This window comes from Nocardia huaxiensis, from assembly GCF_013744875.1.
Lineage (GTDB): Bacteria > Actinomycetota > Actinomycetes > Mycobacteriales > Mycobacteriaceae > Nocardia > Nocardia huaxiensis.
Genome location: NZ_CP059399.1, coordinates 6,613,671 through 6,640,428 on the forward strand (window position 1 = coordinate 6,613,671; position 26,758 = coordinate 6,640,428).

22 protein-coding genes are annotated in these 26,758 nt (G+C 68.0%); 17 read left to right on the forward strand and 5 right to left on the reverse strand.

Going from position 1 to position 26,758, the window contains the following annotated elements; translation table 11 throughout:
- The first annotated feature begins 56 nt into the window (after positions 1–56).
- From H0264_RS30090 to H0264_RS30150, 13 genes are all read left to right on the forward strand, one after another.
- Positions 57–866, forward strand: a complete 810-nt coding sequence (locus H0264_RS30090; RefSeq protein ID WP_231084807.1) for a LytR/AlgR family response regulator transcription factor — start codon at positions 57–59, stop codon at positions 864–866.
- Between the two features lie 185 nt (positions 867–1,051).
- Positions 1,052–1,417, forward strand: a complete 366-nt coding sequence (locus H0264_RS30095; RefSeq protein WP_181585926.1) for a hypothetical protein — start codon at positions 1,052–1,054, stop codon at positions 1,415–1,417.
- 159 nt (positions 1,418–1,576) lie between these two features.
- Positions 1,577–3,337: a sodium/solute symporter gene (locus H0264_RS30100; protein ID WP_181580678.1), complete on the forward strand. Its 1,761-nt coding sequence runs from the start codon at positions 1,577–1,579 to the stop codon at positions 3,335–3,337.
- Positions 3,338–3,487: 150 nt separating this feature from the next.
- Positions 3,488–3,847, forward strand: a complete 360-nt coding sequence (locus tag H0264_RS30105) for a DUF485 domain-containing protein (protein WP_181580679.1) — start codon at positions 3,488–3,490, stop codon at positions 3,845–3,847.
- Positions 3,844–5,475, forward strand: coding sequence for a solute symporter family protein (locus tag H0264_RS30110; RefSeq protein WP_181580680.1), 1,632 nt, complete (start codon positions 3,844–3,846; stop codon positions 5,473–5,475). Before H0264_RS30105 ends, H0264_RS30110 begins: the two co-directional genes overlap by 4 nt.
- A gap of 54 nt (positions 5,476–5,529) precedes the next feature.
- Positions 5,530–7,473 (forward strand): acetate--CoA ligase, encoded by a 1,944-nt coding sequence (gene acs, locus H0264_RS30115; protein WP_181580681.1) that lies wholly within the window; start codon positions 5,530–5,532, stop codon positions 7,471–7,473.
- A 210-nt stretch (positions 7,474–7,683) separates the two neighbouring features.
- Positions 7,684–11,058 carry a DUF4132 domain-containing protein gene (locus H0264_RS30120; protein ID WP_244976298.1) on the forward strand — a complete coding sequence of 1,125 codons (3,375 nt, stop codon included), beginning with the start codon at positions 7,684–7,686 and terminating at the stop codon, positions 11,056–11,058.
- Positions 11,059–11,128: 70 nt separating this feature from the next.
- Positions 11,129–12,193, forward strand: a complete 1,065-nt coding sequence (locus H0264_RS30125) for an ATP-binding protein (RefSeq protein WP_181585927.1) — start codon at positions 11,129–11,131, stop codon at positions 12,191–12,193.
- A 5-nt stretch (positions 12,194–12,198) separates the two neighbouring features.
- Positions 12,199–14,628, forward strand: coding sequence for a DUF5682 family protein (locus H0264_RS30130; RefSeq protein WP_220139865.1), 2,430 nt, complete (start codon positions 12,199–12,201; stop codon positions 14,626–14,628).
- On the forward strand, positions 14,621–15,745 hold the full coding sequence (locus H0264_RS30135) for a VWA domain-containing protein (RefSeq protein ID WP_181580683.1): 1,125 nt from the start codon (positions 14,621–14,623) through the stop codon (positions 15,743–15,745). Before H0264_RS30130 ends, H0264_RS30135 begins: the two co-directional genes overlap by 8 nt.
- Positions 15,742–17,889 carry a hypothetical protein gene (locus H0264_RS30140; protein WP_181580684.1) on the forward strand — a complete coding sequence of 716 codons (2,148 nt, stop codon included), beginning with the start codon at positions 15,742–15,744 and terminating at the stop codon, positions 17,887–17,889. Before H0264_RS30135 ends, H0264_RS30140 begins: the two co-directional genes overlap by 4 nt.
- 177 nt (positions 17,890–18,066) lie before the next feature.
- Positions 18,067–18,564, forward strand: a complete 498-nt coding sequence (locus H0264_RS30145; RefSeq protein ID WP_181580685.1) for a hypothetical protein — start codon at positions 18,067–18,069, stop codon at positions 18,562–18,564.
- A gap of 16 nt (positions 18,565–18,580) precedes the next feature.
- Positions 18,581–19,018: an RpiB/LacA/LacB family sugar-phosphate isomerase gene (locus H0264_RS30150; RefSeq protein WP_181580686.1), complete on the forward strand. Its 438-nt coding sequence runs from the start codon at positions 18,581–18,583 to the stop codon at positions 19,016–19,018.
- 1 nt (position 19,019) lies between these two features.
- Here the strand turns inward: H0264_RS30150 and H0264_RS30155 are convergent, their stop codons facing one another.
- The 5 genes from H0264_RS30155 to H0264_RS30175 are packed head-to-tail and all read right to left on the reverse strand — an operon-like array spanning position 19,020 to position 23,666.
- Positions 19,020–20,609, reverse strand: coding sequence for an acyl-CoA synthetase (locus H0264_RS30155; RefSeq protein WP_181580687.1), 1,590 nt, complete (start codon positions 20,607–20,609; stop codon positions 19,020–19,022).
- Between the two features lie 58 nt (positions 20,610–20,667).
- A complete protein-coding gene (locus H0264_RS30160; protein WP_181580688.1) occupies positions 20,668–21,471 on the reverse strand; it encodes a DUF4333 domain-containing protein in 804 nt (267 codons plus the stop codon).
- 9 nt (positions 21,472–21,480) lie between these two features.
- Entirely contained in the window at positions 21,481–21,939 is a 459-nt protein-coding gene (locus tag H0264_RS30165) for a gamma-glutamylcyclotransferase family protein (RefSeq protein WP_181580689.1), read from the reverse strand.
- Positions 21,936–22,712: an MBL fold metallo-hydrolase gene (locus H0264_RS30170; protein ID WP_181580690.1), complete on the reverse strand. Its 777-nt coding sequence runs from the start codon at positions 22,710–22,712 to the stop codon at positions 21,936–21,938. The genes H0264_RS30165 and H0264_RS30170 overlap by 4 nt, the downstream gene beginning before the upstream one ends.
- A 45-nt stretch (positions 22,713–22,757) precedes the next feature.
- Positions 22,758–23,666, reverse strand: a complete 909-nt coding sequence (locus H0264_RS30175) for a hydrogen peroxide-inducible genes activator (RefSeq protein ID WP_181580691.1) — start codon at positions 23,664–23,666, stop codon at positions 22,758–22,760.
- Between the two features lie 108 nt (positions 23,667–23,774).
- Here H0264_RS30175 and H0264_RS30180 point away from each other — a divergent pair, with 108 nt between their 5' ends.
- The 4 genes from H0264_RS30180 (at position 23,775) to H0264_RS30195 (ending at position 26,564) form a co-directional block, all read left to right on the forward strand.
- Entirely contained in the window at positions 23,775–24,362 is a 588-nt protein-coding gene (locus tag H0264_RS30180) for a peroxiredoxin (protein WP_181580692.1), read from the forward strand.
- A gap of 26 nt (positions 24,363–24,388) precedes the next feature.
- Complete coding sequence (gene ahpD, locus H0264_RS30185; RefSeq protein WP_181580693.1) at positions 24,389–24,928, forward strand: alkylhydroperoxidase, AhpD family; 540 nt, start codon at positions 24,389–24,391, stop codon at positions 24,926–24,928.
- Positions 24,929–25,100: 172 nt separating this feature from the next.
- Positions 25,101–25,847 (forward strand): HNH endonuclease family protein, encoded by a 747-nt coding sequence (locus tag H0264_RS30190; RefSeq protein ID WP_181580694.1) that lies wholly within the window; start codon positions 25,101–25,103, stop codon positions 25,845–25,847.
- 21 nt (positions 25,848–25,868) lie between these two features.
- On the forward strand, positions 25,869–26,564 hold the full coding sequence (locus H0264_RS30195) for a PhzF family phenazine biosynthesis protein (protein WP_181580695.1): 696 nt from the start codon (positions 25,869–25,871) through the stop codon (positions 26,562–26,564).
- Positions 26,565–26,758 lie beyond the last annotated feature (194 nt).

Consider the following 26,758-nt stretch of genomic DNA (forward strand, 5'->3'; position numbering starts at 1 on the left):
ATGCCTGACCGGACCCTGCCCGAATCGCACGATTCGTGGCCTACGATTGGCCGATTGTGACACCGACCACCGCCCCCGGCCCCGGCGCGCTGCGCGTGCTGGCCGTCGACGACGAGCAGCCGGCTCTGGACGAGCTGGTGTATCTGCTGCGCGCCCAGCCTGAAGTCGGCGATGTCCGCACCGCCCCGGATGCCACCACCGCGCTGCGGCTGCTGCGCGCCCACGACATCGACGCGGTCTTCCTCGACATCAATATGCCGGGCCTGGATGGCATGGAGCTCGCGGGCATTCTCGCCGCCTTCGCCAACCCGCCCGCGGTTGTCTTCGTCACCGCCCATGACGATCGCGCGGTCGCCGCCTTCGAGATCGGTGCCACCGACTATCTGCTCAAACCCTTGCGCGAAGCCCGCCTCGCCGAGGCCGTCCGCCGCATCACCGCCGCCCGCGCCGATCGCCGCCCGGCAACCGACCACGCCGAGGGACAGTCCCCCGCCGATTCCGGCGAAGTCATCCCCGTCGAACTGGGTGGCGTCACCACCCTGGTGGAGCGCTCCGGCGTGACCTGGGTCGAGGCCGAGGGCGACTACGCCCGGCTGCACACCGCCACCGGCGCCCACCTGGTCCGCATCCCCCTGTCGGTGCTCGAATCCCGCTGGAGTGAAGCAGGTTTCGTGCGGATCCACCGCTCCTACCTGATCGCCCTGCGCATGGTCACGGGCCTGCGCACGGTCGGCACCGGCACGGTCGTCTGCCTGCGCGCCGAAGGCCACTCCCCCGCCATCGAACTCCCGGTGGCCCGCCGCCAGGTCCGCGACCTCAAACAGCGCCTGGTCCACCGCCCCCGCAAACAGACCGGCAGCCGATGACCGACCCCGACCTATCTGAACCCTGCCCTCCGGCACAGCATCCCGCCCAACCGGCCAGCGGCGACCGGGCACAAACCGAATCCGACGGGGCCCACGACGACCACACGCGAACCGAATCCGAACGGCCCGCACACCCGGAGGCGGGTCGAGCCGCTCCGCCACGAGCGGCCGCCGTCCTGCGCACCATGGTGGGTCCGCAGCGGGTCGTACGCGAACGCGTGGTGCTCGCGGAGCGGCGCGGGGCTCGTATGGTGCGTACACAGGTGGAGGTCGCGGAGCAGACCGAAATCGGGGAAGCCTTGATCAGCGGACTGATTCGGGCACAATTCGGGCTCGCGGTGCGAGTCGGACTGATCGTACTAGCTGTCGTCGCGGCGCTGCCGGTGCTGTTCGCTGTCGACATCGTGCGCAGGGCAATGGTTTTCGGTGTGCCCGTGCCATGGCTGGTGCTCGGGGTGCTGGCGGCGCCGCTGCTGTATGCCGCGGGGCGGGTATACGTACGGCTGGCCGACCGCAACGAACAGGACTTCGCGGCATTGGCGGAGGACTGATATGTACCGCGAGAGCTGGATTCGCGCCCGCGCTGGCGGGACCGGGATGCGCCGCACCGGCACGATTCGCTCGAGTACACGGGGAACAGACCTGCCCATGCTGGTTGTGGTCGACGGTATGCACGGGTATCGAGGCCGTCGCGCGAGGACGTGGTGCGCGTGAGCGCTTCCACCACGCCGGGTCTCACGCTGGCGGCGCTGCTGCTGGCGGCCGTGGCGACCGTGGCCATCGGGGCGTACGGGATCAGGGTCGCGCGCACTACCTCGGACTTTCTGGTGGCGTCGCGCGGGGTGGGCGCGCGGCTCAATGCTGCCGCCATCTCCGGTGAATATCTCTCCGCTGCTTCGTTTCTCGGTGTGGCGGGGTTGATCGCCAAGTATGGGACGGATGCGCTGTGGTATCCGGTGGGGTTCACCGCCGGGTATCTCGGGCTGCTGCTGTTCGTGGCCGCGCCGCTGCGGCGGTCGGGGGCGTACACGGTGCCGGACTTCGCGGAGTTCCGGCTCGGGTCGGTGCCATTGCGGCGACTGGCGGCGGTGCTGGTGGTGCTGGTGTGTGCGCTGTACCTGATTCCGCAATTCCAGGGTGCGGGACTGACTTTGCGCATTCTGCTGGGGGTGCCGGGGTGGGTGGGCGCGGTGGCGGTCGGGGTGATCGTGATCGCGAATGTGGCGGCGGGCGGGATGCGGTCGATCACGTTCGTGCAGGCATTCCAGTACTGGCTCAAGCTCACCGCGCTGGCCCTGCCCGCGCTGGTGTTGCTCGGCCATTTCCTCGGCGGGGACAAGGAATTGGGGGTGCCCGCGCCGCCGACGGTCACCCAGCGCGCCACCGTCGACATCACCACCGATGTGGTCGTGCGGCTGGCGGGCGAGACGCCGCAGCGGATGACCGTCACGGGCTCACTCGACGGGCGGCCGGTGGACGGTGTGTTCACGCTGACTCCCGGTGAGCACCGATTCGGTTCGGGCACAACGGTAATCCTCGAGGCGGGCGCGGCTGTTCCGGTGGTGACCGGAGCCCCCGCCGACGATGAATCCTGGTTGCGGCCGGGCGGCGGGTTCGGCGGGCCGCATCCGATGTATCAGGTGTATTCGCTCATCGTCGCCCTGTTCCTGGGCGCGATGGGCCTGCCGCACGTGCTGGTTCGCTTCTACACCAATCCGGATGGCCGGACCGCCCGCAGCACCGCGCTCACCGTCATCGCTCTGGTCGGCATGTTCTATCTGTTCCCGGTGCTGCTCGGGGCCATGGCGCGGCTCTACGTGCCGCAGCTGCTGATCACCGGCACCTCCGATGCGGCGGTCCTGCTGCTGCCCAGCACCATGCTGTCGGGACTGGGCGGAAAGCTGTTGGCCGCCTTGGCCGCCGCGGGCGCCATCGCCGCCTTCCTGTCGACCTCCTCGGGCCTGCTGGTGAGCATCGCGGGTGTGCTCAGCACCGATGTGCTGCGCGGCCGCATCCGCGATTTCCGTGCCGCCTCGGTGGTGGCGGGCGCGGTGCCGCTGGGTCTGTCCTTCGCGGTGGCCAGCCTGGATGTGTCGCGCACGGTGGGCCTGGCCTTCTCGATGGCCGCGTCCACGCTGTGTCCCCTGCTCGTGCTGGGCATCTGGTGGCGCGGGCTCACCGCGACCGGCGCGGCGGCCGGGCTCGTCACCGGCGGACTCACCGCGGGCGGCGCGGTCATGGTCTCGGTGCTGGGCGATGTCCCCGACACCGTGGCGCACGGCTGGCCCGCCGCGCTGCTGAGTTATCCGGCGGCCGTGAGCGTTCCGCTGGCATTCGCCGCCACCATCCTGGTCAGCAAATTCTCGCGCCGTCAGCCCGCCCGCGAGGTCGCCCGCATCTTCGTGCGCATGCACGCCTCCGAACGCCTCGGCATGGGCGCCGATCGCGAGGGCGGCCTGCGTTCGGCGTGATCGCCGGCCCCCGACCGTTCGTCGCGGCACAGCGACCGTTCACCGCACAGTCCGGCCGCTTCGCCGAGTGACCCACACCACATCATGTTTCGGTCATGCTCGGCTCGCTACCGTGCTGCGCAGTAAGCCACATCACATGCGAGGACCACCATGAGCCCCACCGAACTCGACGACGGCACGCGGCCGCGGCATACGCCCACGCCCGCGGAATTCGTCGCCATGCAGGCCAGTCCCGAATTCCAGGACCTCCGGAACCGGTTGCGGCGCTACGTGTTTCCCATGACGGCACTGTTCCTGGCCTGGTACCTGGTGTATGTGCTGCTCGGCGCGTACGCGCACGATTTCATGGCCACCAAGGTCGTCGGGAACATCAATGTCGGGCTGCTGCTGGGTCTGGGGCAGTTCGCCTCCACCTTCCTGATCACCGGCCTGTACGTGCGATTCGCCAATAAGGAACTGGATCCGCGCGCCGCCGCCATTCGCTCCGAGCTCGAGGGAGGCCAGGCGTGACCAGTTACCTCGCCGCCACCGCCACGGTCGGCAATCCGGCCGCCAATATCGCCATTTTCGCGCTGTTCGTGGTCGTCACCATGGTCGTGGTGATTCGCGCCAGCCGCAGCAATGCCAGTGCCGCAGACTATTTCACCGGTGGGCGCGGGTTCTCCGGTCCGCAGAACGGCGTGGCCATCGCCGGTGACTACCTGTCGGCGGCCAGCTTCCTCGGCATCGCGGGCGCCATCGCCGTCTACGGCTACGACGGCTTCCTGTACTCGATCGGCTTCCTGGTGGCGTGGCTCGTCGCACTGCTGCTGGTGGCCGAAATGCTCAGGAACACCGGCAAATTCACCATGGCCGACGTACTGAGCTTCCGGTTGAAGCAGGGGCCGGTGCGCACCGCGGCCGCGCTGACCACCCTGGCCGTGTCGCTGTTCTATCTGCTGGCGCAGATGGCGGGCGCGGGCGGTCTGGTGGCGCTGCTGCTCGATATCAAGTCCAAGTCCGGGCAGGCGGTCGTGATCGCCGTGGTCGGCATTCTCATGATCGTGTATGTGCTGGTCGGCGGCATGAAGGGCACCACCTGGGTGCAGATCATCAAGGCCGTGCTGCTGATCACCGGCGCCGCGTTCATGACGGTCGTGGTGCTCAGCAAGTTCGGGTTCAACCTGTCGGAGATCCTGGGTTCGGCGCAGCAGAAGGTGTCGGAGGCGACCACCAAGGGCGTGGCCTCGCGGGATGTGCTCGCACCCGGCGCGCAGTACGGTGGCAGCGGCACCTCGAAACTGAACTTCCTGTCGCTGGGCCTGGCGCTGGTGCTCGGCACCGCCGGTCTGCCGCACGTGCTCATGCGCTTCTACACCGTGCCCACCGCCAAGGAGGCGCGTCGCTCGGTGGTGTGGGCGATCGGGCTGATCGGCGCGTTCTACCTGTTCACGCTGGTGCTCGGGTACGGCGCGGCGGCCATCGTCGGGCCGGACACGATTCTGGGCGCGGCCGGCGGGCAGAACTCCGCGGCCCCGCTGCTGGCCTTCGAACTCGGCGGCGTGCTGCTGCTGGGCATCATCTCCGCGGTCGCCTTCGCCACGATTCTCGCGGTGGTGGCCGGTCTGACCATCACGGCGTCGGCGTCCTTCGCGCACGACATCTATGCCGGAGTCATCAAGCGCGGCAAGGTCGATGAGGCCAAACAGGTTCAGGTGTCGCGGATCACGGCGGTCGTGGTCGGTGTCATCGCCATCGGGCTCGGCATTCTCGCCAATGGTCAGAACATCGCGTTCCTGGTGGCGCTGGCCTTCGCGGTGGCCGCGTCGGCGAACCTGCCCACCATTCTGTTCTCGCTGTTCTGGAAGCGGTTCAACACCACCGGTGCGCTGTTCAGCATGTACGGCGGCCTGATCTCCACCATCGTGCTGATCGTGTTCTCCCCGGCCGTGTCCGGCTCCAAGTCGGCCATGCTGCCCAAGCTGGACTTCGACTGGTTCCCGCTGTCCAACCCGGGCATCGTGTCGATTCCGCTGGCCTTCCTGCTCGGTGTTATCGGCACCTTCGTCGGCAAGAGCGACGAGGACCCGGTCAAGGCCGCCGAAATGGAGGTTCGCTCGCTCACCGGTGTCGGCGCGGAAAAGGCCGTCGCACACTGATTTCGCCCGCCGTCCCCGGGCCCGTCCACTCGTTTCCCGACCAGGAGTACCGAATTGTCCAGCGTCGCCACCCATTCCGACAGCTACCCGCCCAGCGCGGAGTTCACCGCCACGGCCAATGCCACCGGCGCGCTCTACGACCGCGCGGAGGCCGACCGGCTCGCCTTCTGGGCCGAACAGGCCCGGCGGCTGCACTGGGATACGCCCTTCACGCGGGTATTGGATTGGGACGACGCGCCTTTCGCGCAATGGTTCGCGGACGGCAAGCTCAATGTCGCGTACAACTGCGTGGATCGGCATGTGCTGGACGGGCACGGGAATCAGGTGGCCATCCACTGGGAGGGCGAGCCCGGGGATTCCCGCGCCATCACCTACGGCGAACTGCTGGATGATGTGTCCAGGGCCGCCAATGCGTTGACCGCGCTCGGGTTGCGGGCCGGGGATCGCGTCGCCATCTATATGCCGATGGTGCCGGAGGCGATCGTGTCGATGCTGGCCTGTGCGCGTCTGGGTTTGACGCATTCGGTGGTGTTCGCGGGGTTCTCACCGAGTGCGCTGCGCCAGCGCGTGGACGATGCCGAGGCCAAGCTGGTCATCACCACCGACGGGCAGTGGCGGCGCGGGACCGCCGCACCACTGAAAGCCGCTGTGGACGAAGCCCTTTCGGCCGATGGCGGCGCGCAGAGCGTCGAGCACGTGCTCGTGGTGCGGCGCACCGGCATCGACGTGCCGTGGACCGAGGGCCGCGACATCTGGTGGGACGAAACCGTTTCGCTGGCCTCGCCCGAGCACCAGGCGCAGGCGTTCGACGCCGAGCACCCGCTGTTCATCCTCTACACCTCCGGCACCACCGGTAAGCCCAAGGGCATCCTGCACACCAGCGGCGGCTACCTCACCCAGACCTCCTACACCCACCACTACGTGTTCGACCACAAGCCCGGCCAGGACGTGTACTGGTGCACCGCCGACATCGGCTGGGTCACCGGGCACTCCTACATCGTGTACGGACCCCTCGCCAATCGCACCACACAGGTCGTGTACGAAGGCACCCCGAACTTCCCGAACGAGCACCGGCATTTCGAGATCATCGAAAAGTACGGCGTCACCATCTATTACACGGCCCCCACACTGGTCCGCACATTCATGAAGTGGGGCAAAGAGATTCCCGAGTCGCACAATCTCTCCTCACTGCGACTGCTGGGTTCGGTCGGTGAGCCGATCAACCCGGAGGCGTGGCGCTGGTACCGGGAAGTCATCGGCGCCAACACCACTCCGATCGTGGACACCTGGTGGCAGACCGAAACCGGCGCAATCATGATCTCGCCCTTGCCCGGCGTCACCGCCGCCAAACCGGGTGCGGCCATGACCCCGCTGCCCGGCATCTCCTCCAAAGTCGTCGACGAGGAAGGCAACCCGGTCACCCTCGGTGAGACCGAAGCCAACGGCTACCTCGTCCTCGACCAGCCGTGGCCGTCGATGCTGCGCGGCATCTGGGGCGACAACGAGCGATACAAGGACACCTACTGGTCCAAGTACGCCGAGCAGGGCTGGTACTTCGCCGGCGACGGCGCGAAGTTGGACACCGACGGCGACCTGTGGGTCCTGGGCCGTGTCGATGACGTCATGAACGTCTCGGGCCACCGCATCTCCACCGCCGAGGTCGAATCCGCGCTGGTGGGCCACTCCGGTGTCGCCGAAGCCGCGGTCGTCGGCGCATCCGATGCGACGACCGGTCAGGGCATCGTGGCGTTCGTGATCCTCACCGCCGAGGCCAAGGACACCGGCGAGGACCTGGTCACCGAACTCAAGGCCGAGGTCTCGCGCGAGATCTCCCCCATCGCGCGTCCGAGGGAGATCCACGTGGTCCCCGAGCTGCCCAAGACCCGCTCGGGCAAGATCATGCGTCGCCTGCTGCGCGACGTCGCCGAAGGCCGCGAACTCGGCGACACCTCCACCCTCGTCGACCCGACAGTCTTCGAAGCGATCGCAAAACGCTGATCGCCCCCAGGATCGGCCTGGCGACAATGAGGGGCGCCAGGCCGATCCGCCTCCCGCACAACACTATCCGTCCCACCGTACCCAGACGGAGATCTCAGAGCAGGGGCCGAACACTCCAGGCCCGGCCGCGCCCAACGGATCCCTTTGTCAGCGCCCGCTATTACAGTGCGGTGAGCAAGGATCGAAATCCGGGGAGGGACAGCGTTGACAGTGGTGCGTCAGCTCGATGAGGACACGTGGGTGGTGCCGGACGAGTGGTGGGCGCATGCCGACCGGTTCCGAGGCCGGGGACCCGCACGACCCAGAGCGATCGACGCCTCCGCCGTCGCCACCTACCGGGAATACCTGGCGCATGGGCGTATTCCCGGAATCCTGAACAACACTGCGGCCCAGGGCTTCCCCGACATTGCGGCGGCGGGCACGGCCGCGCTCGGGTACGGCCGGCAGCCGGCGCCGGACGCCGCGACACCCGGGGAAGGGCTGGAGTCGCCGCTCGGCGCTGCCGCGCTCGCGTGCATTATCACCGATGTCTACCGATACGGCTACGGCAGGCGACACACGCCTGACACGATCGTGGATGCCTGGATCGCCCAGCACGGCTTGATCTTCGCCACCGAGGCCGCGATCCAGCTGGCCGGTCTGTTCATCATGCCCGCGCACGCCAATCGCGGTGTCAACGCTCTGCACCCGATTCATCCGGGCGCGCCGTACTCCGCCGACAGCACTCCCGTCCTGCGGCGTGTGCGCGCGGCACTGGCAGAGCTGCCCGAGCCGGAGTACCGTGCCGCCGTCGAACGGTTCGCCGCGTACCGCGTCGCTCCGCATCCCCTGGCCGCCCGGCTGGCGACGACGTATTTGTTTCCGACCGAACAGCATTGGCTCGACGCGGACATCCCGGCGCTCGAACAATTTCAGTCCCATGCGCGGGATGACGCGCGGACCGGGTTGATCTGCTGCGCGACGACGGCCGGGCAGCTGTCCGAGCTGGCTCCGGCCGGGGGTGTCCTGTTCGACTGGGATCATCTGCGCGACACCGTGGCCGCCCACCTCGGACCGGCGGTCGCGCCATTCATGGCGGAAGCCCTGGACAACACCGGCATCGGGCCCGACACACAGCGGGTGCTGGCCGGGATGCTCGCGCAGTTCCCCACCGATCAGGCGTTTTCGATCCTGCTCGAACGCCTCGAACGGAACACCGTGCGCGCGTCGCTACACACCGCGCTCATCCGATTCCCGCGCCGCGCACTGCGTTTGCTCGCGGCGAACTCCTCGCGTTCGGCGGGCGCCGCCGCCCTCCTGCGCGCTCAGGCGCACGCTCATCCGGAGTTGGCCGCCGAACTCGGCATCGCGGTGGAACCTGCCCCCAGCGTCGTTCCCTACAACGGCATCGCCACGCCGGATGAACTGCCCGCGATTCTGCGAGTGCCGCCGTGGGAGCGGGAGAAGCCGCCGACCGACTCGATCGTGCTGCCCATTCCCGGCCCACGACCCAGCGCGCTCCGCTGGCGAGAGGGCGAACGGGAAGCGTGGGCCGAAGCCCGTACCGGCGTCGCCGGGCCGCGACCGGACGCCGAGACCGGGCAGACCTGGTCCAGTCTGATCACCGACACCCTGGCCGTACCGGGCCGAGCCGCTTACGGACTGGTCCCGCTCTTCGCCTGCGCGCCCGTCGAAGTCGTGGCACCGCATCTGTCACTGCTGGAACCACGGCACTTCGGGCGCGACGGCTCGGGAATGACACGGCTGCTGGGCCGCTTCGGTGAGCAGATACTGCCGGTGATCCTCGCAGCGGTGGCAGCGGACCCGGAGCAGCACGCGGGGATCCTCGCGCCTGTCACCGGGTCCGAGGTCACCGCTCTCATGGCCAAACTGCTCGGCAAGCACCACGCATTCGATACCGCCCTCGAATGGCTGGAGCGCCATCTCGACACCGCGGCAGCGGATTTGATCGCCGCCGCCCTCGGTAAGGCGGTGCGGCCGCGCAAATACGCGTGGGACGCACTGCATCTGCTCGCACGGCGCGGGCACCGCGACGCCCTGTTCGAGGCCGCCGCCGCATACGACGCGCGGGCGCTCGAGGCGCTGCGAGCCGAGCTCGTCACCGACCCGATGCTCCATCTGCCGAAGAAGATTCCCGTCCTGCCGTCCTGGCTGATGCCGGCCGCACTGCCGCCGATCGTGCTACGCGACAGCCGGACCGCGCTGGATGTGCCCGCGGTGACCACAGTGTGCACCATGCTGGCGATCGCGAAGGAGCAGGGCGGATACGCCGGCGTCCAGGTGGTCGAGGAAGCCGCCGATCCACGATCGCTGACCGAGTTCGCGTGGGGAATGTTCGAAGCCTGGCGGGCGGTCGACTACCCGCGCGCGGGCGGCTGGATCCTGCGCGCGCTCGCGGACTTCGGCGATGACGACATCGCACGGCGGCTCACTCCGCTCATTCGCGTCTGGCCGGGCGACGGCGCGCACCAGCGCGCGGTGGCCGGTTTGAACGTGCTGGCCGCCATCGGCACGGATATCGCCCTCATGCAGCTCAATGGCATTGCCGAGAAGGTCAAATTCAACGGCATCAGATCGACCGCGCACACCATGATCGAGCGGATCGCGCGGGACCGCGGTCTCACCACCGAGCAGCTGGCCGACCGGCTCGTCCCCGACCTGGGGCTGAGCGAGGATGGCACGCTGCCTTTGGATTACGGTCCACGTGGCTTCCGAATCGGCCTCGATGAACAGTTGCGCCCTACCGTCAGCGATGCCGATGGCGCACCCCGCAAATCCCTGCCCAAACCCGGTGTCAATGATGATCCGGAACTCGCGCCGGCCGCGTACAAAGCCTTCGCGGCTTTCAAGAAGGACGTGAAAGCCATTGCAGGCGGGCAACTCCGACGGCTGGAACAGGCCATGGTGCGGGGTCGCCGCTGGACGGCGGACGAGTTTCCGCGATTGTTCGTCGACCATCCGCTCGTCCGTCAGCTCACCCGCCGACTGGTTTGGGTGGCGTTCGCCGCCGACGGCACGATCACCGGCGCGTTCCGGCTGGCCGAGGACCGCAGCCTGGCGGATGCGCACGACAATGAATTCCTGCTCGCCGCGGACGCGACCGTCGGCGTCGCCCATCCGCTGCACCTCGGCGACGACCTCGCCGCGTGGGCTGAGATCTTCGCCGATTACGAACTGCTGCAACCTTTCCCGCAGCTCACCCGCGAGATCCACCGGTTCACCGACGCCGAGGCCACGGAGATCCATCTCGACCGATTCCAGGGGATCGAGTTCGCGTCCGGCAATGCCATGCGACTCGTCAACCGCGGCTGGGGACGCGAATCACCCCAGGACGCCGGTGACATCTCCTGCTTCTATCAGGTTCTCGGGAACGGGCATTCGATCGTCGTTCACTTCGATCCCGGCTTCAGCGCCGGGCAACCACCGGATATCAAAGGCAATCACCAAGTGCTGAGACGAGTCTGGGTGACCGATACCGGCAACGAACATCGCTGGTGCAGAAAGGAAGACTGCCACCCTCTCGGTGTGCTGGACGCGATCCCGGCCTCGGAACTGGTGCGCGACCTGGAAGCCGTAATCGCGTGAACCGCAGGACTGTTCAACCACTCGACCTACACGACCCGCAGGAGCATCGTTGACCACCACGACCGAGCACATGCAGCGGCCGCCCGCCGAATTGCGGTGGGCCGACGATCTGGCGCGGCTGCGCGACAGCGATACCGCGCCCACGCCGCCCGGGTGGGCGCTGAGTGTGGACGCGGCCAAGCGGTTCATCGTCGGTGATCCGAAACTCGGGATCGAGCGGAAGTTCGTCGGGGATGCCTCGCTGGTGGATCGGGCGCTGGTGAGCCTGGCGACCACGCGTGGGCTGCTGCTCACCGGTGAACCGGGGACGGCCAAATCGCTGCTGTCCGAATTGCTTTCGGCGGCCATTTCGGGGGATTCGACGCTCACCATTCAGGGTGGTGCGGCGACGACCGAGGATCAGATCCGGTACGGGTGGAACTATGCGCTGCTGGTGTCGGAGGGACCGTCGGAGCGGTCGATCGTGCCCGCGCCCATGATGCGCGGGATGCGGGACGGGAAGGTGGTGCGGTTCGAGGAGATCACCCGCTGCCCGCTCGAAGTGCAGGACTCCATTCTGTCGCTGCTGTCGGATCGGGTGCTGGCGGTTCCGGAACTCGGCGAAATGGTGTACGCCACCGAGGGTTTCAATGTGATCGCGACCGCGAACACGCGCGACCGGGGCGTGAACGATATGAGCGCGGCGCTGAAGCGGCGATTCAACTTCGAAACCGTGTTCCCCATCAGCGATTTCGCGGCCGAGCTGGCACTGGTCGAGGCCGAGGCCGGGAACCTGCTGCGCCGCTCGGGGGTTCCCCAGGCCCCGCCGCGCGACGTGCTCGAGGTGCTGGTCACCGCGTTCCGCGAACTCCGCACCGGCGCAACCGAATCCGGGGACGCGCTGGATCGCATGTCGGCGGTCATGAGTACCGCCGAAGCCGTCTCCGTGGCACATGCGGTCGGCCTGCGCGGCTGGTATCTGCGTGGCGGCTCCGGCGACGCCGCCGATATCGTGCACTGCCTGGCCGGCACCGCCGCCAAGGACGATCCCGAGGATCTGGCCCGGCTGCGGCGCTACCTCGAGCAGCAGGTGCCCCGCAAACCCGGGCGGGCCTGGAAAGCGCTGCACGACGCCCGATTCCAGCTGCCGGGCTGACAGCCGTGCCCGCGAAAGCGACCTCACCGACACTGCCGCACACCCCACTCGGGGTGGACCTCGGCCGCGCGCACGTCACCTTCCTCGGAGTGCGGCACCACAGTCCGGCCTGTGCGCGGCTGGTGCGCGACACCATTCGCGCGCTGCGGCCGGCGCATGTGCTCATCGAGGGTCCGGCCGATATGAACGAGCGCCTCGACGAATTGCTGCTCGGGCACGAGTTGCCCGTGGCGGTGTTCAGCAGCTACCGCGACGCCGAAACCCGGCACATGTCGTGGGCTCCGTTCTGCGACTACTCGCCAGAATGGGTGGCCCTCACCGAGGGCCGGAACCATGGCGCGGCCGTGCGTTTCATCGATCTACCCGCTTGGCATCCCGCTTTTCGCGGCACCGAGAACCGCTATGCCGATGCCGAACGCCGCTACGAGCGCGCGGTGCGGCGGCTGTGCGCGGAGTTCGCCGTCGACAATGTGGACGCGCTGTGGGATCACCTGTTCGAACTCGGCGACGACGCCACCCTGGCGGAGCGACTGGCCACCTATTTCGATCTCGTACGCGGTGACGATGCGGCCTCCGACGGCGATATCGCGCGTGAGGAGTACATGGCGCGCTGGGTCAGCGCGGCCGTCGCCGATCCGGGTTCCGCGCACCGGGACGTCGGCCATATCGTCGTCATCACCGGCGGCTTTCACCGGCCCGCGCTGATTCGCCGACTCCTCGCACAGAGCACGGCCGGCGAACCACACTGGCCGGAGGTGCCGCCGTTCCCGGGTGACGGGGTGGGCGGAAGTTTCCTGGTGCCGTTCAGTTTCCGGCGGCTGGACGCGTTCGCGGGGTATCAGTCGGGGATGCCGTCGCCCGCCTACTATCAGCGGCTTTGGGCGGAGGGAGCCGAGGCGGCGGCAGAGAGCGTGACGCGGGCCGTGGTGCAGCGGCTGCGCAAACGAGGGCAGGCGGTGTCGACGGCCTCGCTCATCGGGGCGCGCACCCTGACCGTCGGCTTGAGCCGGTTACGTGGGCATGAATCGCCCTCTCGCACCGATGTTCTGGATGGATTGGCCGGAGCGCTCGTCAACGAGGCGCTGGAGCGGCCGCTGCCCTGGACCGGGCGCGGACAGTTGCGGGCGGGCACCGATCCGGTGGTCGTCGAAATGGTGGCGGCGCTGTCGGGCGACACGGTCGGGCGGCTGCACGACAGCACCCCACACCCGCCGCTGGTGCACGATGTGGCGAAAGAGCTTTCCCACCACGGCATTCCGGACCAGGGGCGATTCGATGTCGACCTCGGCACCGAGGCCGGGCGGGAGGCGAGCCGGGTCCTGCACCGGCTGCGCATGCTCGACATTCCGGGATACGCGCGCACGTCCGGACCGGCCGTCGGCCGACCGCCGGAACCGGGTGAGAGCTGGAAGATCACGCCGTCCGATATGCGGCTGCCCGCCCTCATCGAGGCGGGCTCACTCGGGGCCACCTGCGCCGAAGCGGCAGCGGCGCGCTTGGGCGAACGGTTCACCGTGGCCGGTTCCGACTCCGGGGCCCTGGCCGAGGTGCTTTTCGACGCAACGCTCTGCGGCCTCGCCGAGCTGACCGATCGAATCATCGGCACGGTGCGCACGGCGGTCGAGTCGGCCGGGGAGCCGGTCGGCCTCGGACGCCTGCTGGCGGTCGTGCTCGGGCTCTGGCGGCACGACCGGCTGTTCGGGGCGGCCCAGTCGCCGCTGCTCGGCAACCTCGTCGATGCGGCGGTGCGGCGACTGCTCTGGCTGGTGGAAGGTCTGCGCGGTGGTCCCGCACCGGCCGATGCGGGCTTGCTGCAGGCACTCGTCGCGGTCCGCGACGCGGCCCTGCACGCCGGGCGCGTACTGAGCGTCGAACGTGCCGATGTGGTGGGCGTTTTCGCCCGCTGCACCGCGGCGGACCGGCCACCGGCTCTGCGCGGGGCGGCGGTCGGCGCGGTGGCGGCCCTCGATCCCCGGCACACGTTGGATGTGGCCCGCTCCGTCCGGCTCGCCGGTGCACCCGACGTCCTCGGCGATTTCCTCGCCGGACTGTTCGCACTCGCCCGTGAGGAACTGCTGGAAGCCGGTGCGCAAGAGGACGATTCCGTTGCGAGTGCGGGGGACGAAACCTCCCCGTATCCAGGATTGCTGGCGGTGCTCGACGAATTGGTCGGCCGGTTCGGCACCGACGACTTCCTGACCGCGCTGCCCGCGCTGCGGCTGGCGTTCGCATGGTTCCCGCCGCGGGAACGCGCCCTCATCGCCTCGCGGCTGCTCGAGATGCGCGGGATCGTCGCCCCCGCGTCGGCGCTGCTGAAGTTGGAGGTGAGCGCCGAAACCGTCGCTCGCGCACAGGGGGTGGAGTCGCGGGTCGATCGGCTGCTCGCCGATCACGGCCTGGTCGACGCGAAACAGCTTGGAGACAACCATGACTGAGCTCGATCCGACCCTCGAGCGCTGGCGGCTAATTCTGGGCGCGGCCGGTGGCGCGGTGTGCGGCGGCGCCGCGCTCGGCGGCGAGGCGGCCGGGCAGGATGCCGCCCTGGACTGGCTGTACGAACGCGACGGCGATTTCGACCGCCGCGATATCCGCCGCACCGGCGGTGACGGCCCCTCGCTGGTGCAGGCCGTGGGCTGGCTCGACGACATCCATCGCCTCTTCCCGAAGGCCACCATCGAACGGCTCGAGCGAGATGCGGTGCAGCGATTCGGATTACAGGAGATCCTCACCGATCCGGGGGTGCTGGAACGCCTGGAACCCAATGCCGAACTGCTCGGGGCCGTGCTGCGCACCAAACACCTGATGAACCCGGAGGTGCTGCGCATGGCGCGCCGCCTGGTAGAGCAGGTGGTGCGCGAGCTCATGGAGCGGCTGGCCACCGAGATCCGCACCTGTTTCTCCGGCACGCGCTCCCGCCGGTCCAGCCGCATCCCGCGCGCCGCCGACTTCGACTTCCCGAAAACGGTGCGCGCCAACCTCGCCCACTATCGGCCCGAGGAGCGCAAGCTCTACGTCGAGACCGCGCACTTTCGTGGCCGCACCCGGCGGCACATCGACAACTGGCAGGTAATCCTGCTCGTCGACCAGTCCGGATCGATGGTGGACTCGGTCATCCACTCCGCGGTCACCGCCGCCTGCCTGTGGAATCTGCCCGGCATCAAAACCCACCTGGTCGCCTTCGACACCGACGTCGTCGACCTCACCCGCGATGTCGAGGACCCGGTCGAACTGCTCATGCGGGTCCAGCTCGGCGGCGGCACGAACATCGGCCGCGCCCTGGCCTACGCCGCCCAGCTGGTCGAAAACCCCAGGCGCACAATCATCGCCTGCATCAGCGACTTCTACGAGGGCGGCAGCGACACCTTCCTGGTGCGCACGGCCGCCGCTCTGGTCGCCGAGGGCAGCACCGTGCTGGGACTGGCCGCCCTCGATGAAGCGGCGAACCCGGTCTTCGACCGTGACACGGCCCAGCGTCTCGCCGATGTCGGCGTCCACGTCGGCGCCATGACCCCCGGCGAACTGGCAGCCTTCATCGCCGAAACGATCGGATGACCATGCGCCCCGACCTGCTCGCCCTCACCGACGACTCGCTCATCAGCCTGGCCAACCGCGGCATCTTCAAACGCGCAGTCAAGGAGAACAGCGCCACCCCACCGGCGCTCACCGAATCACCCGACGGCACAGTCGAAGTCGTCTTCCATGACGGCATTCGCACCACCCTGCCCCCGGGCACCACCCTCGAGGCCGCCCCCTGCACCTGCTCGGCCACGACGGTGTGCCGGCATCGCGTGATGGCGGTCCTCGCCTACCGCGCGAGTACGGAGACCTCGTCCGCCGCAACCGCACCGAATGCGCAAACCGCCGATTCCGCAACGGCGCAGGAGAATCCAGCGCTCCCAGGCGACCGCACCGCGAACGAGGCTGCGGTTCCAGTCCCGGCCGCCTCGGCCGGAGCCGGGAACGACGCCGGGCAGCAGTCTCCGGCAAGCGAAGCCGGGAAGGCGCACAGCACGAAACCAGCCGACGCGGCGTCGACCGCCACCTCGGGGAAGCCATGGTCTCCCGGCGGCTTCACCGATGATCAATTGCGCGAGCTGCTCGGCCCGCGAGCCTTCACCGCTGCCCGCCGTGCGCACCGCAGCGGCTATCGGGCCATCATCCGCCGCGGGACGGCGAGCGATCCGGTGCCGTCGGTCGAATTGTCCGCGGTGACAGTGCGTTTCCTGGTGCCGAACGAGATCGGATATGCACGCGCCGACGCTGCCCGCGGTAGCCGCACCGATGCGATCGCCTTGGCCGTCTGGGCTTTTCGCGTCGCCGACGAGCTCGACCCGGACGCCGACAGCCTCGAGGTCACCGTGGGTGCGGCGACCGACGGATCGGCGGCTGTCACCGCCACCGCCTCCGTGCTGTCCCCGCTCGCCGACCTCGTGAACGACGGTGTCTCCCATGCCGGCCCGGACCTGGCGGGCGTCTTCACCGCCGCCACCCGCGCCCTCGACAGCGCCTGTGCGCGCTGGCCGCACGACGCCCTCACCGACCTGCTCGACCAACTGTCGGCCTACCGGGACCGCAGCGCCCGCCACGACCCGCTCCGAACCGCGTCTCTCATAACGGAACTCGTGGCCCGCCACCGCGCCAGCGCCCGCGACTGGGTCCCCGTCCTCGGCACCGAGGAAGCCGCCCAAACCCCCCTGCGTCACCTGCGCCTCACCGGCCTGGGCGCCCGCGTCACCGGCGATGACGAATCCCGCAGCCTGGAGGTGTATCTCGCGCACCCCGAGGCCCGCATCGTCCTCACCCTGCACCACACGGTGGCCATCCCCGAGGGCACCGACCCGCCCTCCCCCACGGCCCTGGCCGCCCGCCGCACCGGCACCGCCCGCTACGCCGACCTGGCGGCGGGCAATGTGGTCACCGAATCCGCGGTGCGTTCGGCCAATCGCACCGTCCGCCTCGCCACCAGCCGCGTGGCCCGCACCTCCGTCCTTCCCTCCTCCGGCGATTGGTCCAAACTCCCGCCCGAACTCCTCCTCACCGACCTCGACGCCGAAGCCGCCCGCCTCGCCGCCCTGCCCCCGTCCCTCGTCCGCCCCCGCGTCCGCGGTGAATCCCTGCGCGCCGTCGAAGTCGCCGCCATCTCCGAAATCCGTTATCTCCCAGGCGAACAACGCCTCGAAGCCACCCTCGAGGCCCCCACCGGCACCGCCATCCTCACCTACACCCACACCGCCGCCACTCCCGGCGCCATCGACTCCCTGGCCCACCTGCTCTCCGGCGAATCCGGCCCCGTCCGCTACATCGCAGGCACCCTCGAACGCCACCACGGCCGCCTGACCCTCACCCCGACAGCACTGGTAGTCGGCACCACCGTCCACATCCCCGCGTTCGCCTCCGCCGACCGCCCCATCCCCCCGGGAACCGCACTCCCCCAACAGGATCCCCTCCTGGCGGCCACCACCTCCGCTCTCTCCCTCACCGCCGAAGTCCCCCACCGAGGCGCCCGCCACCTCCCCCCAACCTGGTTCGACCGCGCCACCACCACCGCCACCACCCTCCGCCGCCTGGGCCTCACCTCCGCCGCCACCTCCCTGGACACCCTCCGCCACTCCCTCACCACCCCAACCACTCCCACCACCCTCCACCACTGGACCGACACCCACCTCCGCCTACTCCTCACAGCCGAACAGCTCTGAAACAAACCCACACGAATGTTGTTGTTCCACAGCACTACGTGCCCGAGCATGACCGTGCGACTACAGCGTGCACAGACCTGACCGAAAGGGTGCCAACGGAGTACCGCGCAGACACGGTCGTCATCCTGTCCGCGGCCGAGCAGCCGGTACTGGCTGTCATCGTCGAGCCCGGATCAGGTGCCCGTCATCACTGATCTTGAAACGGCCACACGAACCCCGGAACTCGCAGTGCTGTCAGCAGTGGCCCATCGCCGTGCGGCGAACCATCGCCGAATCCTGGAAATCGCGGTCGCAGCGCTCGACATCCTCGCCTCGCAACCAGGAAGTCGCAGCTCGGAGCAGGCTAGAATCTATTTCGACTTCATCTGGTCGACTTTGTCCAATGCAACTCGAGCGACTTTGGAGGATTGGATGTCCACCACACATCGCGAGTATCTCAGCGATACCTTCCGCGATCTGGTCGCCCAGGGACGCGAAGAAGGACGCGAAGAAGGACGCAAGGAAGGCCGAACCGCGGGCGCGATTCGCACGCTGTTGCTTGTGCTCGAAGCTCGCGGGTTCGATGTACCCCATACTATTCGCGACCGCATCGAAAACTGCACCGACGTGGATCAACTCGAAGTTTGGACACAGCGGGCCGTGGTCACGACGGCTGTCACCGATTTGTTCGACTGAGCGCGACGGTCAACCGGTGAGGATTTCAATCGCGGCCGACGAGAATGTGGGCGTGGCCCTCGCGGTGATCGAAGAGCTGCGCAAGCGGGGCCATGAGGTGACCCTGCATGGGGCGCTCGAACCCGACGAGCGCGACGACTGGGCTTGGGCCAGCGAGACGGCGGCTCGGGATGTGGCCGAGGGGCGGGCCGATCAGGCTGTGGTCTGCTGCTGGACCGGGACCGGCGCATCAATTGCGGCGAACAAGGTGCCGGGGGTGCGGGCGGCATTGTGCGTGGATGCCTACACCGCCGAGGGGGCTCGGAAGTGGAACGACGCCAATGTGCTGGCTTTGAGTTTGCGGCTTACCTCGCGGGCGCAGTTGAGTGAGATTCTCGATGCGTGGTTCGGTGGGGTCGTCAGTGACGACCCCGGGGATCGCGCGAATATCGCGCATGTCGGTGAGATCGGGTGAGTCAGCTCGGTTGATCCGCGAGGGTGGCGTGGGCGGTGCGTAGTTCGCGTTTGAGGATTTTGCCGCTGGGGTTCTTGGGGAGGGTGGCGGCGAAGACCACGTATTTGGGGACTTTGTAGCCTGCCAGGCGTTGTTTGCAGTGGGCCACAACCGATTCCGCTGTGGGTGTGGTGTCGGCGCGGGGGACGACCACGGCTGCGACGGCTTCGATCCAGTGGGGGTGAGGGATGCCGATCACGGCGGCTTCGGAGATATCCGGGTGCTGATAGAGGATCTCCTCGACCTCGCGGCTGGCTACGTTCTCGCCGCCGGTTTTGATCATGTCCTTCTTGCGGTCCACGACGGTGAGGTAGCCGTCTTCGTCGAAGACGCCCAGATCGCCGCTGTGGAACCAGCCGTTGCGGAAGGCTTCGGCAGTTTTGGCGGGGTCCTTCCAGTAGCCGAGCATGGCTTGCGGGGAGCGGTGGACGATTTCGCCGATCACGCCGAAGTCCACGGGGTTGTCCTCGTCGTCCACCACACGGGTTTCGACATTGAGGGTGGGGCGGCCCGCGGAGCCGGGCTTGGCGAGCTGGTCCTCGGGGGTGAGAACTGTTGCCAAGGGCGACAATTCGGTTTGGCCATAGAAGTTGGTGAGTGCCACTCCGGGCAGGCGCTGGGACAACTCGTGCAGGACTTCCACCGGCATGATGCTCGCGCCGTAGTAGCCCTTGCGCAGGGACGACAGGTCGTAGGTGTCGAAATCGGGGTGCCGGAGCAGGGAGACCCACACGGTGGGCGGGCAGAAAAGCTTGGTGGCGCGCTCGGATTCGATGGTGCGCAGCAGGGTCGCGGGGTCGGGCCCGGGCAGCAGGATGCTGGTGGCGCCCAGGTAGAGGTCGGGGGTGAGGAAGCAGTGCAGCTGGGCGCAGTGGTAGAGCGGCAGCGCGTGCACCTCGATGTCGTCGGCCGTCATCCGGCCGTCGACAATGGTGCTCACGTACTGGGCGATCAGCGCTCGGCTCGACAGAACCGCGCCCTTCGGGCGGGATTCCGTGCCGGAGGTGTACATGATCTGGATGGGGTCGTCGTCGCCGACCAGCACATTCGGAGCCGTGGTCTCGGCGTGGGATTCCCAGTCGGTCACGTCCTCCCAGCCGGCGGTGGCGGGCAGACCGGCCACGGGAATCCAGCCGAAAACCCGAATCTCGCTGTCGCTCAACTGTTTCACCGCGGCCTGCGCCTCACCGGTGAGCGCATCCTCCGCGATCAACCCGATCGCACCGGAATGCTCCAGGATATAGGCGACCTCGTCGGCGGTCAGCATGAAGTTGATGGGCACCGAGATCGCCCCCAACCGTGCCAGCGCGAAATACGCCAGCACGAACTCCCGGCAGTTGTGCGAGTAGATCGCCACCCGATCCCCCTGCGCCACACCACGATCGGCCAGACTGTGCGCCACCCGATTCACCGCGGCATCGAGCTCGGCGAAACTCTCCCGCCGCTCCCGCCACACCAGCGCCGTCTTGTCCGGGTGCCGGGCGGCACTGCGCCGCAACAGATCTCCGAGTGCCTGACTGCGTGCGCCGGCGACGATGCCCGAGGTATCCATGCCCTCAACATCTACCGCACGACTGTGGCCCGCGTCGTACAGTCCCGGTCAGCAAGATTCAGCTGGGATCGGCCAGTCGCCAGCCGCCCTGGCTCAGGCTGGGATCGTTGGTCGGATACATCTGGAAGTAGACCTTCCCGTCCTCGAACTTCGTGGCGTTCACCGTGATATCGGTGGTGCTCCGGTCCGCTAGGGTCGCCGTGCAGTGGACCGACTCACCGGCCTTGCCGCGCAGCATGTTCGGACAGGCGGCGCTGCCCTGGGCGAAGCTGAACATTCCGCTCGACAACCCGTAATGACTGGACAGATCCCAGGCCAGGGTTCGCACCATGCTCTGCACACTGGACGCGTACAGGAGGGGATCCTGCAGTGTGATCGACGCGCCGCCATTGAGATTGGTCAGGTAGTACTCGACCTCCCACTGACTGCCATTGGTCTCGGTCGCCGTACACATACGGGTGGCATTGATCGCGTACTTCTGCAATCCGGTGCACCGCACGGATTGGAAATCGGAGCCGGTCTTGGATTTCAGGGCCAGTGCGATGCCGCCCTGCACGGCGCGATTGTCGGAGAGCTCATCGTCGAAGCGGATGTCGTAAACGAGCTCCGCACCGTCGACCTTCTCGACGCGGACCGTCATGGGCCATTTCTGCCCCTGTGCATCGGTGGCGGTGCAGGTCGCCTCGGCACCGACCTCGGCATCGACACTGCCGCAGGTGAGCCAGACCGGATCGATCCCCGCGACGGACTTGTAGTACACGCGAACCTTGCTCGCGACATCGTCGCCGCTGACCGTGTCCGGACCGAACATTCCGCATCCGGCGACCAGCAGCGCCGACAGGGCAATCACACACCTACGCACGCGGGAATGTTATGGGACAACAGGACTCGTGTCCGGGGCGGCGGGGCGCAGGCGGTCGGCGTAGGCGGCGAGGTGGTCGGCGCGGAAGGTCAGGGCCGACCAGTCGCGGGGATCGACCTCGGCGGTCCAGGCGTAGGTCCAGGCGTAGACCTCGCGGTCGGCGGCGTGGACGGAGACCGGGGACAGGTCGTATTCGTCGTCCTCGAAATCGTCCAGGATCCGCCATTCCGCGGCGGTGAGGCCGGACAGCAGGAAGCCTTGTGCGACAGTGTCGCTCGCTGTCACCAGGCCCGGGTAGACCCGGCCGGGCAGGGCCGCCACCCGGCGTCCGGGCAGGACGGCGGGTTCGAGATGCGGTGTGCGGCCGAGCAATCCGTCCAGCACCTCCGGAAATTGCAGTGTGCCGTAGACGAACAGCGGGTCGGTCGGGGTCGGCAGCTTTCGGCCCCATCGCCGGTCGGCGGTCACAGGCCGGCCGCGCGCGCGAACACCACGCCGTCGTGGGAATTGATGATCGTGACTTGATGGCCGTGCAGGCGTTGCAACTCGCGCAGGCGGCGCTGGTTCTCGCGGTAGGCGTCGCCGAGGACCGAGCCGCGCTCGTACAGCTTCCAGAACAATGGCGTCACAGGCTGTTCCGGATGGATCGAGCTCTCCACGAAGAAGGAGTCACCGGCGTGTAGTAGCCACCCCTGTCCGGTGTCGACCGCGACCCCGGCGTGGCCGCGGGTGTGCCCGGCGAGCGGGACGACCAGGATTTCGGACGGCAGGCCGGGCAGATCGCGGACGGAGCGGAAACCGAACCAGTCCTCGCCGCCGTCGACCTCGTTGACCATCCACTTGGGTCCGTGCGCCCACTGCACCGCCCGGTAGCGCACCTTCTCCGAACGCGTCGGCGTCGCGGTGGCGGCCCGGAATTCGGGGCCGTGGATGTGGATGGTGGCCTCGGGGAAGTCGGCCAGCCCGCCCGCGTGATCCATGTCCAGGTGGGTGAGGATGATGTGCCGGACGTCGCGCGGATCGTAGCCCAGGGCCTGGATCTGGCGGATCGCCGTCTCCGACTCCGCGAGTTTCGCGCCGAGCAGGAAACGGTTCGCACCCAGCGACTTTCCGGGATCACGGATGGTGTCCAACCCGAATCCGGTGTCGACGAGCACGAGTCCGTTCCGGGTTTCGATCAGCAGGCAGTGATCGACCAGCCCTCGCGCCATGGTCCCGCAATTCAGGTGATGAATCCGCACGGCCCGAGGGTTCCAGAGCACGCGGCCCGCCGCAACCGCGCCCGGTCACACCGGCCGCAGGCCCCGAATGATGTCGGCGAGATGCTCGTAGTCCTCGGTGCGCGCGGTGGAGGCCCGGAAGGCCAGGCCGAGCGTGCGCCCCGGCGCGGGCGCCGCGAAACGCGCGATATCCAAAGTGCCGCGCGAGGTTTCGGCGGCGACCGCCATCTCCGGGATCAGGGTGACGCCGAGATCGCCTGCGACGCACTGCACCACGGTGGCCAGCGACGCGGCGCGGGTGTCACCGACCGTACCGGGGTGCGCGTCGCTGGAGCGGCACAGGTCCAGCGTCTGGTCACGCAGGCAGTGCCCCTCGTCGAGCAGCAGCAGCGGCAGGCTGTCCAGATCCGCCGGGGACAGGTCGCGGCGTCCGGCGAACACATGCCCGCGCGGCACCACGAGCACGAATTCCTCGGTGTAGAGCGGAATCTCGACCAACCCGGAGGCGTCGGCGGGCAGCGCCAGCAATGCCACGTCCAGCACCCCGGAGCGCAGCCCGTCCAGCAGCCGCGCCGTCTGGTCCTCGATCACATGTGGCACCAAACTCGGCAGCTGCGTGCGTAATTCGGGCAACAGCGCGGGCAGCACATACGGGGCTACCGTGGGGATGATGCCCATGCGCAGCGTGCCACCGAGTCCGGAGCCGGCCGCCGAGGCGACGAATCGATCCGCCGCCTCGAGCGTCGCCATGGCCTGCGGCAGCAGTCGCTTCCCCGCGGGCGTGACCAGGACCCGCCGCGTGCTGCGCTCGATCAGCTGCAGCCCCAGCCCGTTTTCCAGTGATGCCAGCGCCTGCGATAACGTGGGCTGGCTCACGCTCAACCGCGCTGCGGCAGTTCCGAAATGGCGATATTCCGCGATCGCCACGAACGCACGCAGCTGCGACAGGGTTGGCTGATAAGTTTGATCAGTCACGCCTATCAGTATAGTGCGACCGATCACCTTTACCTTTTACCGAGGTTTGGGCAAGATCGTTCGCGAGAGTCACGACACAATCGGATCGACTACCAAAGAGGAGCAAGCATGGCCCTGCTGACCATCGGCGACCAGTTCCCCGCCTACAACCTCAAGGCTGTTATCGGCGGTGACCTGTCGAAGGTGAACGCGCAGCAGCCCGACGACTACTTCACCCAGATCTCGAGCGACGACTACGCCGGCAAGTGGCGCATCGTATTCTTCTGGCCGAAGGACTTCACCTTCGTGTGCCCGACCGAGATCGCCGCCTTCGGCAAGCTGAACGAGGAGTTCGCCGATCGTGACGCGCAGGTGCTGGGTGCTTCCGTCGACAACGAGTTCGTGCACTTCCAGTGGCGTGCCCAGCACGAGGACCTGAAGACCCTCCCCTTCCCCATGCTGAGCGACCTCAAGCGTGAATTGGCCGCGGCCACCGGCGTTCTCAACGCCGACGGCGTCGCCGACCGCGCCACCTTCATCATCGACCCGAACAACGAGATCCAGTTCGTGTCGGTCACCGCGGGTTCCGTGGGCCGCAATGTCGACGAGGTGCTGCGCGTGCTCGACGCACTGCAGTCCGACGAGCTGTGCGCCTGCAACTGGAAGAAGGGCGACCCGACCATCAACGCCGGCGAACTGCTGTCCGCGTCGGTCTGAGCCGGTCTTAGAAGGAGCTGTTTCGTTTGACCATCGAGAACCTGAAGAACTCGCTTCCCGAGTACGCCAAGGATCTGAAGCTCAACCTGTCCTCCATCGCGCGCACCACCGTGCTCAACGAGCAGCAGCTGTGGGGCACCCTGCTGGCGTCGGCCGCCGCGACCCGGTCGGCCACCACGCTGCGCGAGATCGCCGAGGAAGCCGCCGACGTGCTGTCGGCGGAGGCGTACAACGCCGCGCTGGGCGCCGCGTCGATCATGGGTATGAACAATGTGTTCTACCGCGGCAAGGCGTTCCTCGAGGGCAAGTACGACGATCTGCGCGCGGGCCTGCGCATGCAGATCATCGGCAACCCCGGCGTGGACAAGGCCGATTTCGAGTTGTGGTCGTTCGCGGTCTCCTCGATCAACGGCTGCCAGCACTGCCTGGAAGCGCACGAGAACACGCTGCGTGAAGCGGGCGTGTCGCGTGAGGTGATCTTCGAGTCGCTGCGCGCCGCCGCCATCGTGGCCGGTGTCGGCCAGGCCGTGGCCTCGACCGAGGCGCTCGCCTCGGCATCGGTCTGATTCGAAGCGGTTCTTCGCAATACGGCCGAAGGGCTGTGTACCTATCCGGTACACAGCCCTTTCGCATTTCGGTGCACACACGCCACCGAATTTGCCAATCGATTGCTGCAATCGGATCACCGGTCTGCAACGTTCGCGAGGAGTGTCCGGATCGGGCCTTAGACTCCCCCGCATGCCCACGGGTTCCCGGTCCACCGCCCGGCGCCGCTGGCGCAGATTCCTCTCGACCGTCGTCGTCCTCGCCGCTCTCGGCGCCGCCGGGTTCACGCTCTGGCTGAACCGGCAGGAACCCGCGGTTCCCGAAGGGTCCGCCGGATACTCGACCGGGACGGTCGTACCGGATGCACAGCAGGCCCGAGCCCAACTCGATCGGCTCCGGGTGGCCTGGAACCGCAATTGGGAATCCTACGATCGCAATGCCTTCGGACCCGGCTGGTCCGGGCACGGCGGCGAACCCGAACTCCCCGGCGGATGCACCGCACGCGAGACCGTCATGAAACGCGATCTGACGGAAACACGTCTGGCGGATAGCAATTCGTGCCTGGTGCTGTCGGGCGTGCTGCACGATCCGTACACCGGCGCGCAACTGCCCTACGACCGGTTCAAAGCCTCCGACATCGAGATCGACCATGTGGTCGCGCTCGGCGACGCGTGGCGTTCGGGCGCTTCGGAATGGGACACGCCACGGCGCGAGAAGTTCGCCAATGATGTGGGGAACCTGCTGGCCGTGCAGAAGCAGGCCAATCAGGACAAGGGCTCGAAGACGCCCGACCAGTGGCAGCCGCGCGAGGACTACCGCTGCGATTACGCGCGACGCTGGATAGCGGTGAAATCGCGCTGGGAGCTGACCGTGCAGCCCACCGAAAAGACCGCTCTGGCCGACATGCTGGATACCTGCGGGGCTCCCGCGTCGCGGTAACCATCGGTAAGCTCGGGATTCATGGGTACACCCGAAAGCGATAGCACACAGCTCGAAGTCGTACGCGTGTTCACCGACACGGCCGGGCGCTTCGGCAATCCCCTGGGCATCGCCCGCGCCGCCGATGTCGCCGCGACCGACCGTCAGGCGCTGGCCGCGCGCGCCGGGTACAGCGAGACCGTGGTCATCGAGGATCCCGCCGACCACCGCGCCACCATGCGGATCTACACCCCGGCCGTCGAACTGCCGTTCGCGGGCCATCCGACCGTCGGCGCGGCCTGGTGGCTGGCCATGGTCGGCCATCCGGTGCAGGTGCTGGATGTGCCCGCCGGGCCGGTCGAGGTGTCACCGCTGACCGACGGCGTCACCTGGATTCGCGCCCGCCACGAGTGGGCGCCCAAGTTCGAGTTCCACGAGTTCTCCAGCCTCGAGGAGATGTCCACGCTGGATCCGGCCGACTTCGCCACCGGACAGCACTATGTGTGGGCGTGGACCGATGAGGCCCGCGGTGCGCTGCGCGCGCGAATGTTCGCACCCGCCATGGGAATTCCGGAGGACGAGGCCACCGGCGCGGCGGCCATCGCGCTCACCGCGCAGTTGCAGCGCGGGGTCTACATCACCCAGGGCGAGGGCTCTCAGCTGTTCACCGAGTGGGACTCCGACGGCTGGGTGCGCCTGGGCGGGCGCGTGGTCGCGGACCATCCGGTCACCATCTGATCCAGCGGCCCCTGCTCGAAAGTCCTTCCGAACCGCGCTGATTCGGTGTCGGCGCGGCACCTTCCGGTGTGCGGCCGACCGAGCCCGGGAATGCGCGGACGCGGAAAATCGGTTGCCGTTCCTGTCGGTGGGCGATGAGATTCTGACTACCGCATCGTCAGCACGGGCAGTTGCCGCATCCGATCGGAAGGAAC

Excerpts from the sequence above, each read along its gene's own strand:
- H0264_RS30190 (WP_181580694.1), top strand. The coding sequence starts at position 25,101 with ATGCCCACGGGTTCCCGGTCCACCGCCCGGCGCCGCTGGCGCAGATTC.
- H0264_RS30155 (WP_181580687.1), bottom strand. The coding sequence starts at position 20,609 with ATGGATACCTCGGGCATCGTCGCCGGCGCACGCAGTCAGGCACTCGGA.
- H0264_RS30105 (WP_181580679.1), top strand. The coding sequence starts at position 3,488 with ATGAGCCCCACCGAACTCGACGACGGCACGCGGCCGCGGCATACGCCC.
- H0264_RS30140 (WP_181580684.1), top strand. The coding sequence starts at position 15,742 with ATGACCATGCGCCCCGACCTGCTCGCCCTCACCGACGACTCGCTCATC.
- H0264_RS30095 (WP_181585926.1), top strand. The coding sequence starts at position 1,052 with ATGGTGGGTCCGCAGCGGGTCGTACGCGAACGCGTGGTGCTCGCGGAG.
- H0264_RS30125 (WP_181585927.1), top strand. The coding sequence starts at position 11,129 with ATGCAGCGGCCGCCCGCCGAATTGCGGTGGGCCGACGATCTGGCGCGG.
- H0264_RS30135 (WP_181580683.1), top strand. The coding sequence starts at position 14,621 with ATGACTGAGCTCGATCCGACCCTCGAGCGCTGGCGGCTAATTCTGGGC.
- H0264_RS30195 (WP_181580695.1), top strand. The coding sequence starts at position 25,869 with ATGGGTACACCCGAAAGCGATAGCACACAGCTCGAAGTCGTACGCGTG.
- H0264_RS30180 (WP_181580692.1), top strand. The coding sequence starts at position 23,775 with ATGGCCCTGCTGACCATCGGCGACCAGTTCCCCGCCTACAACCTCAAG.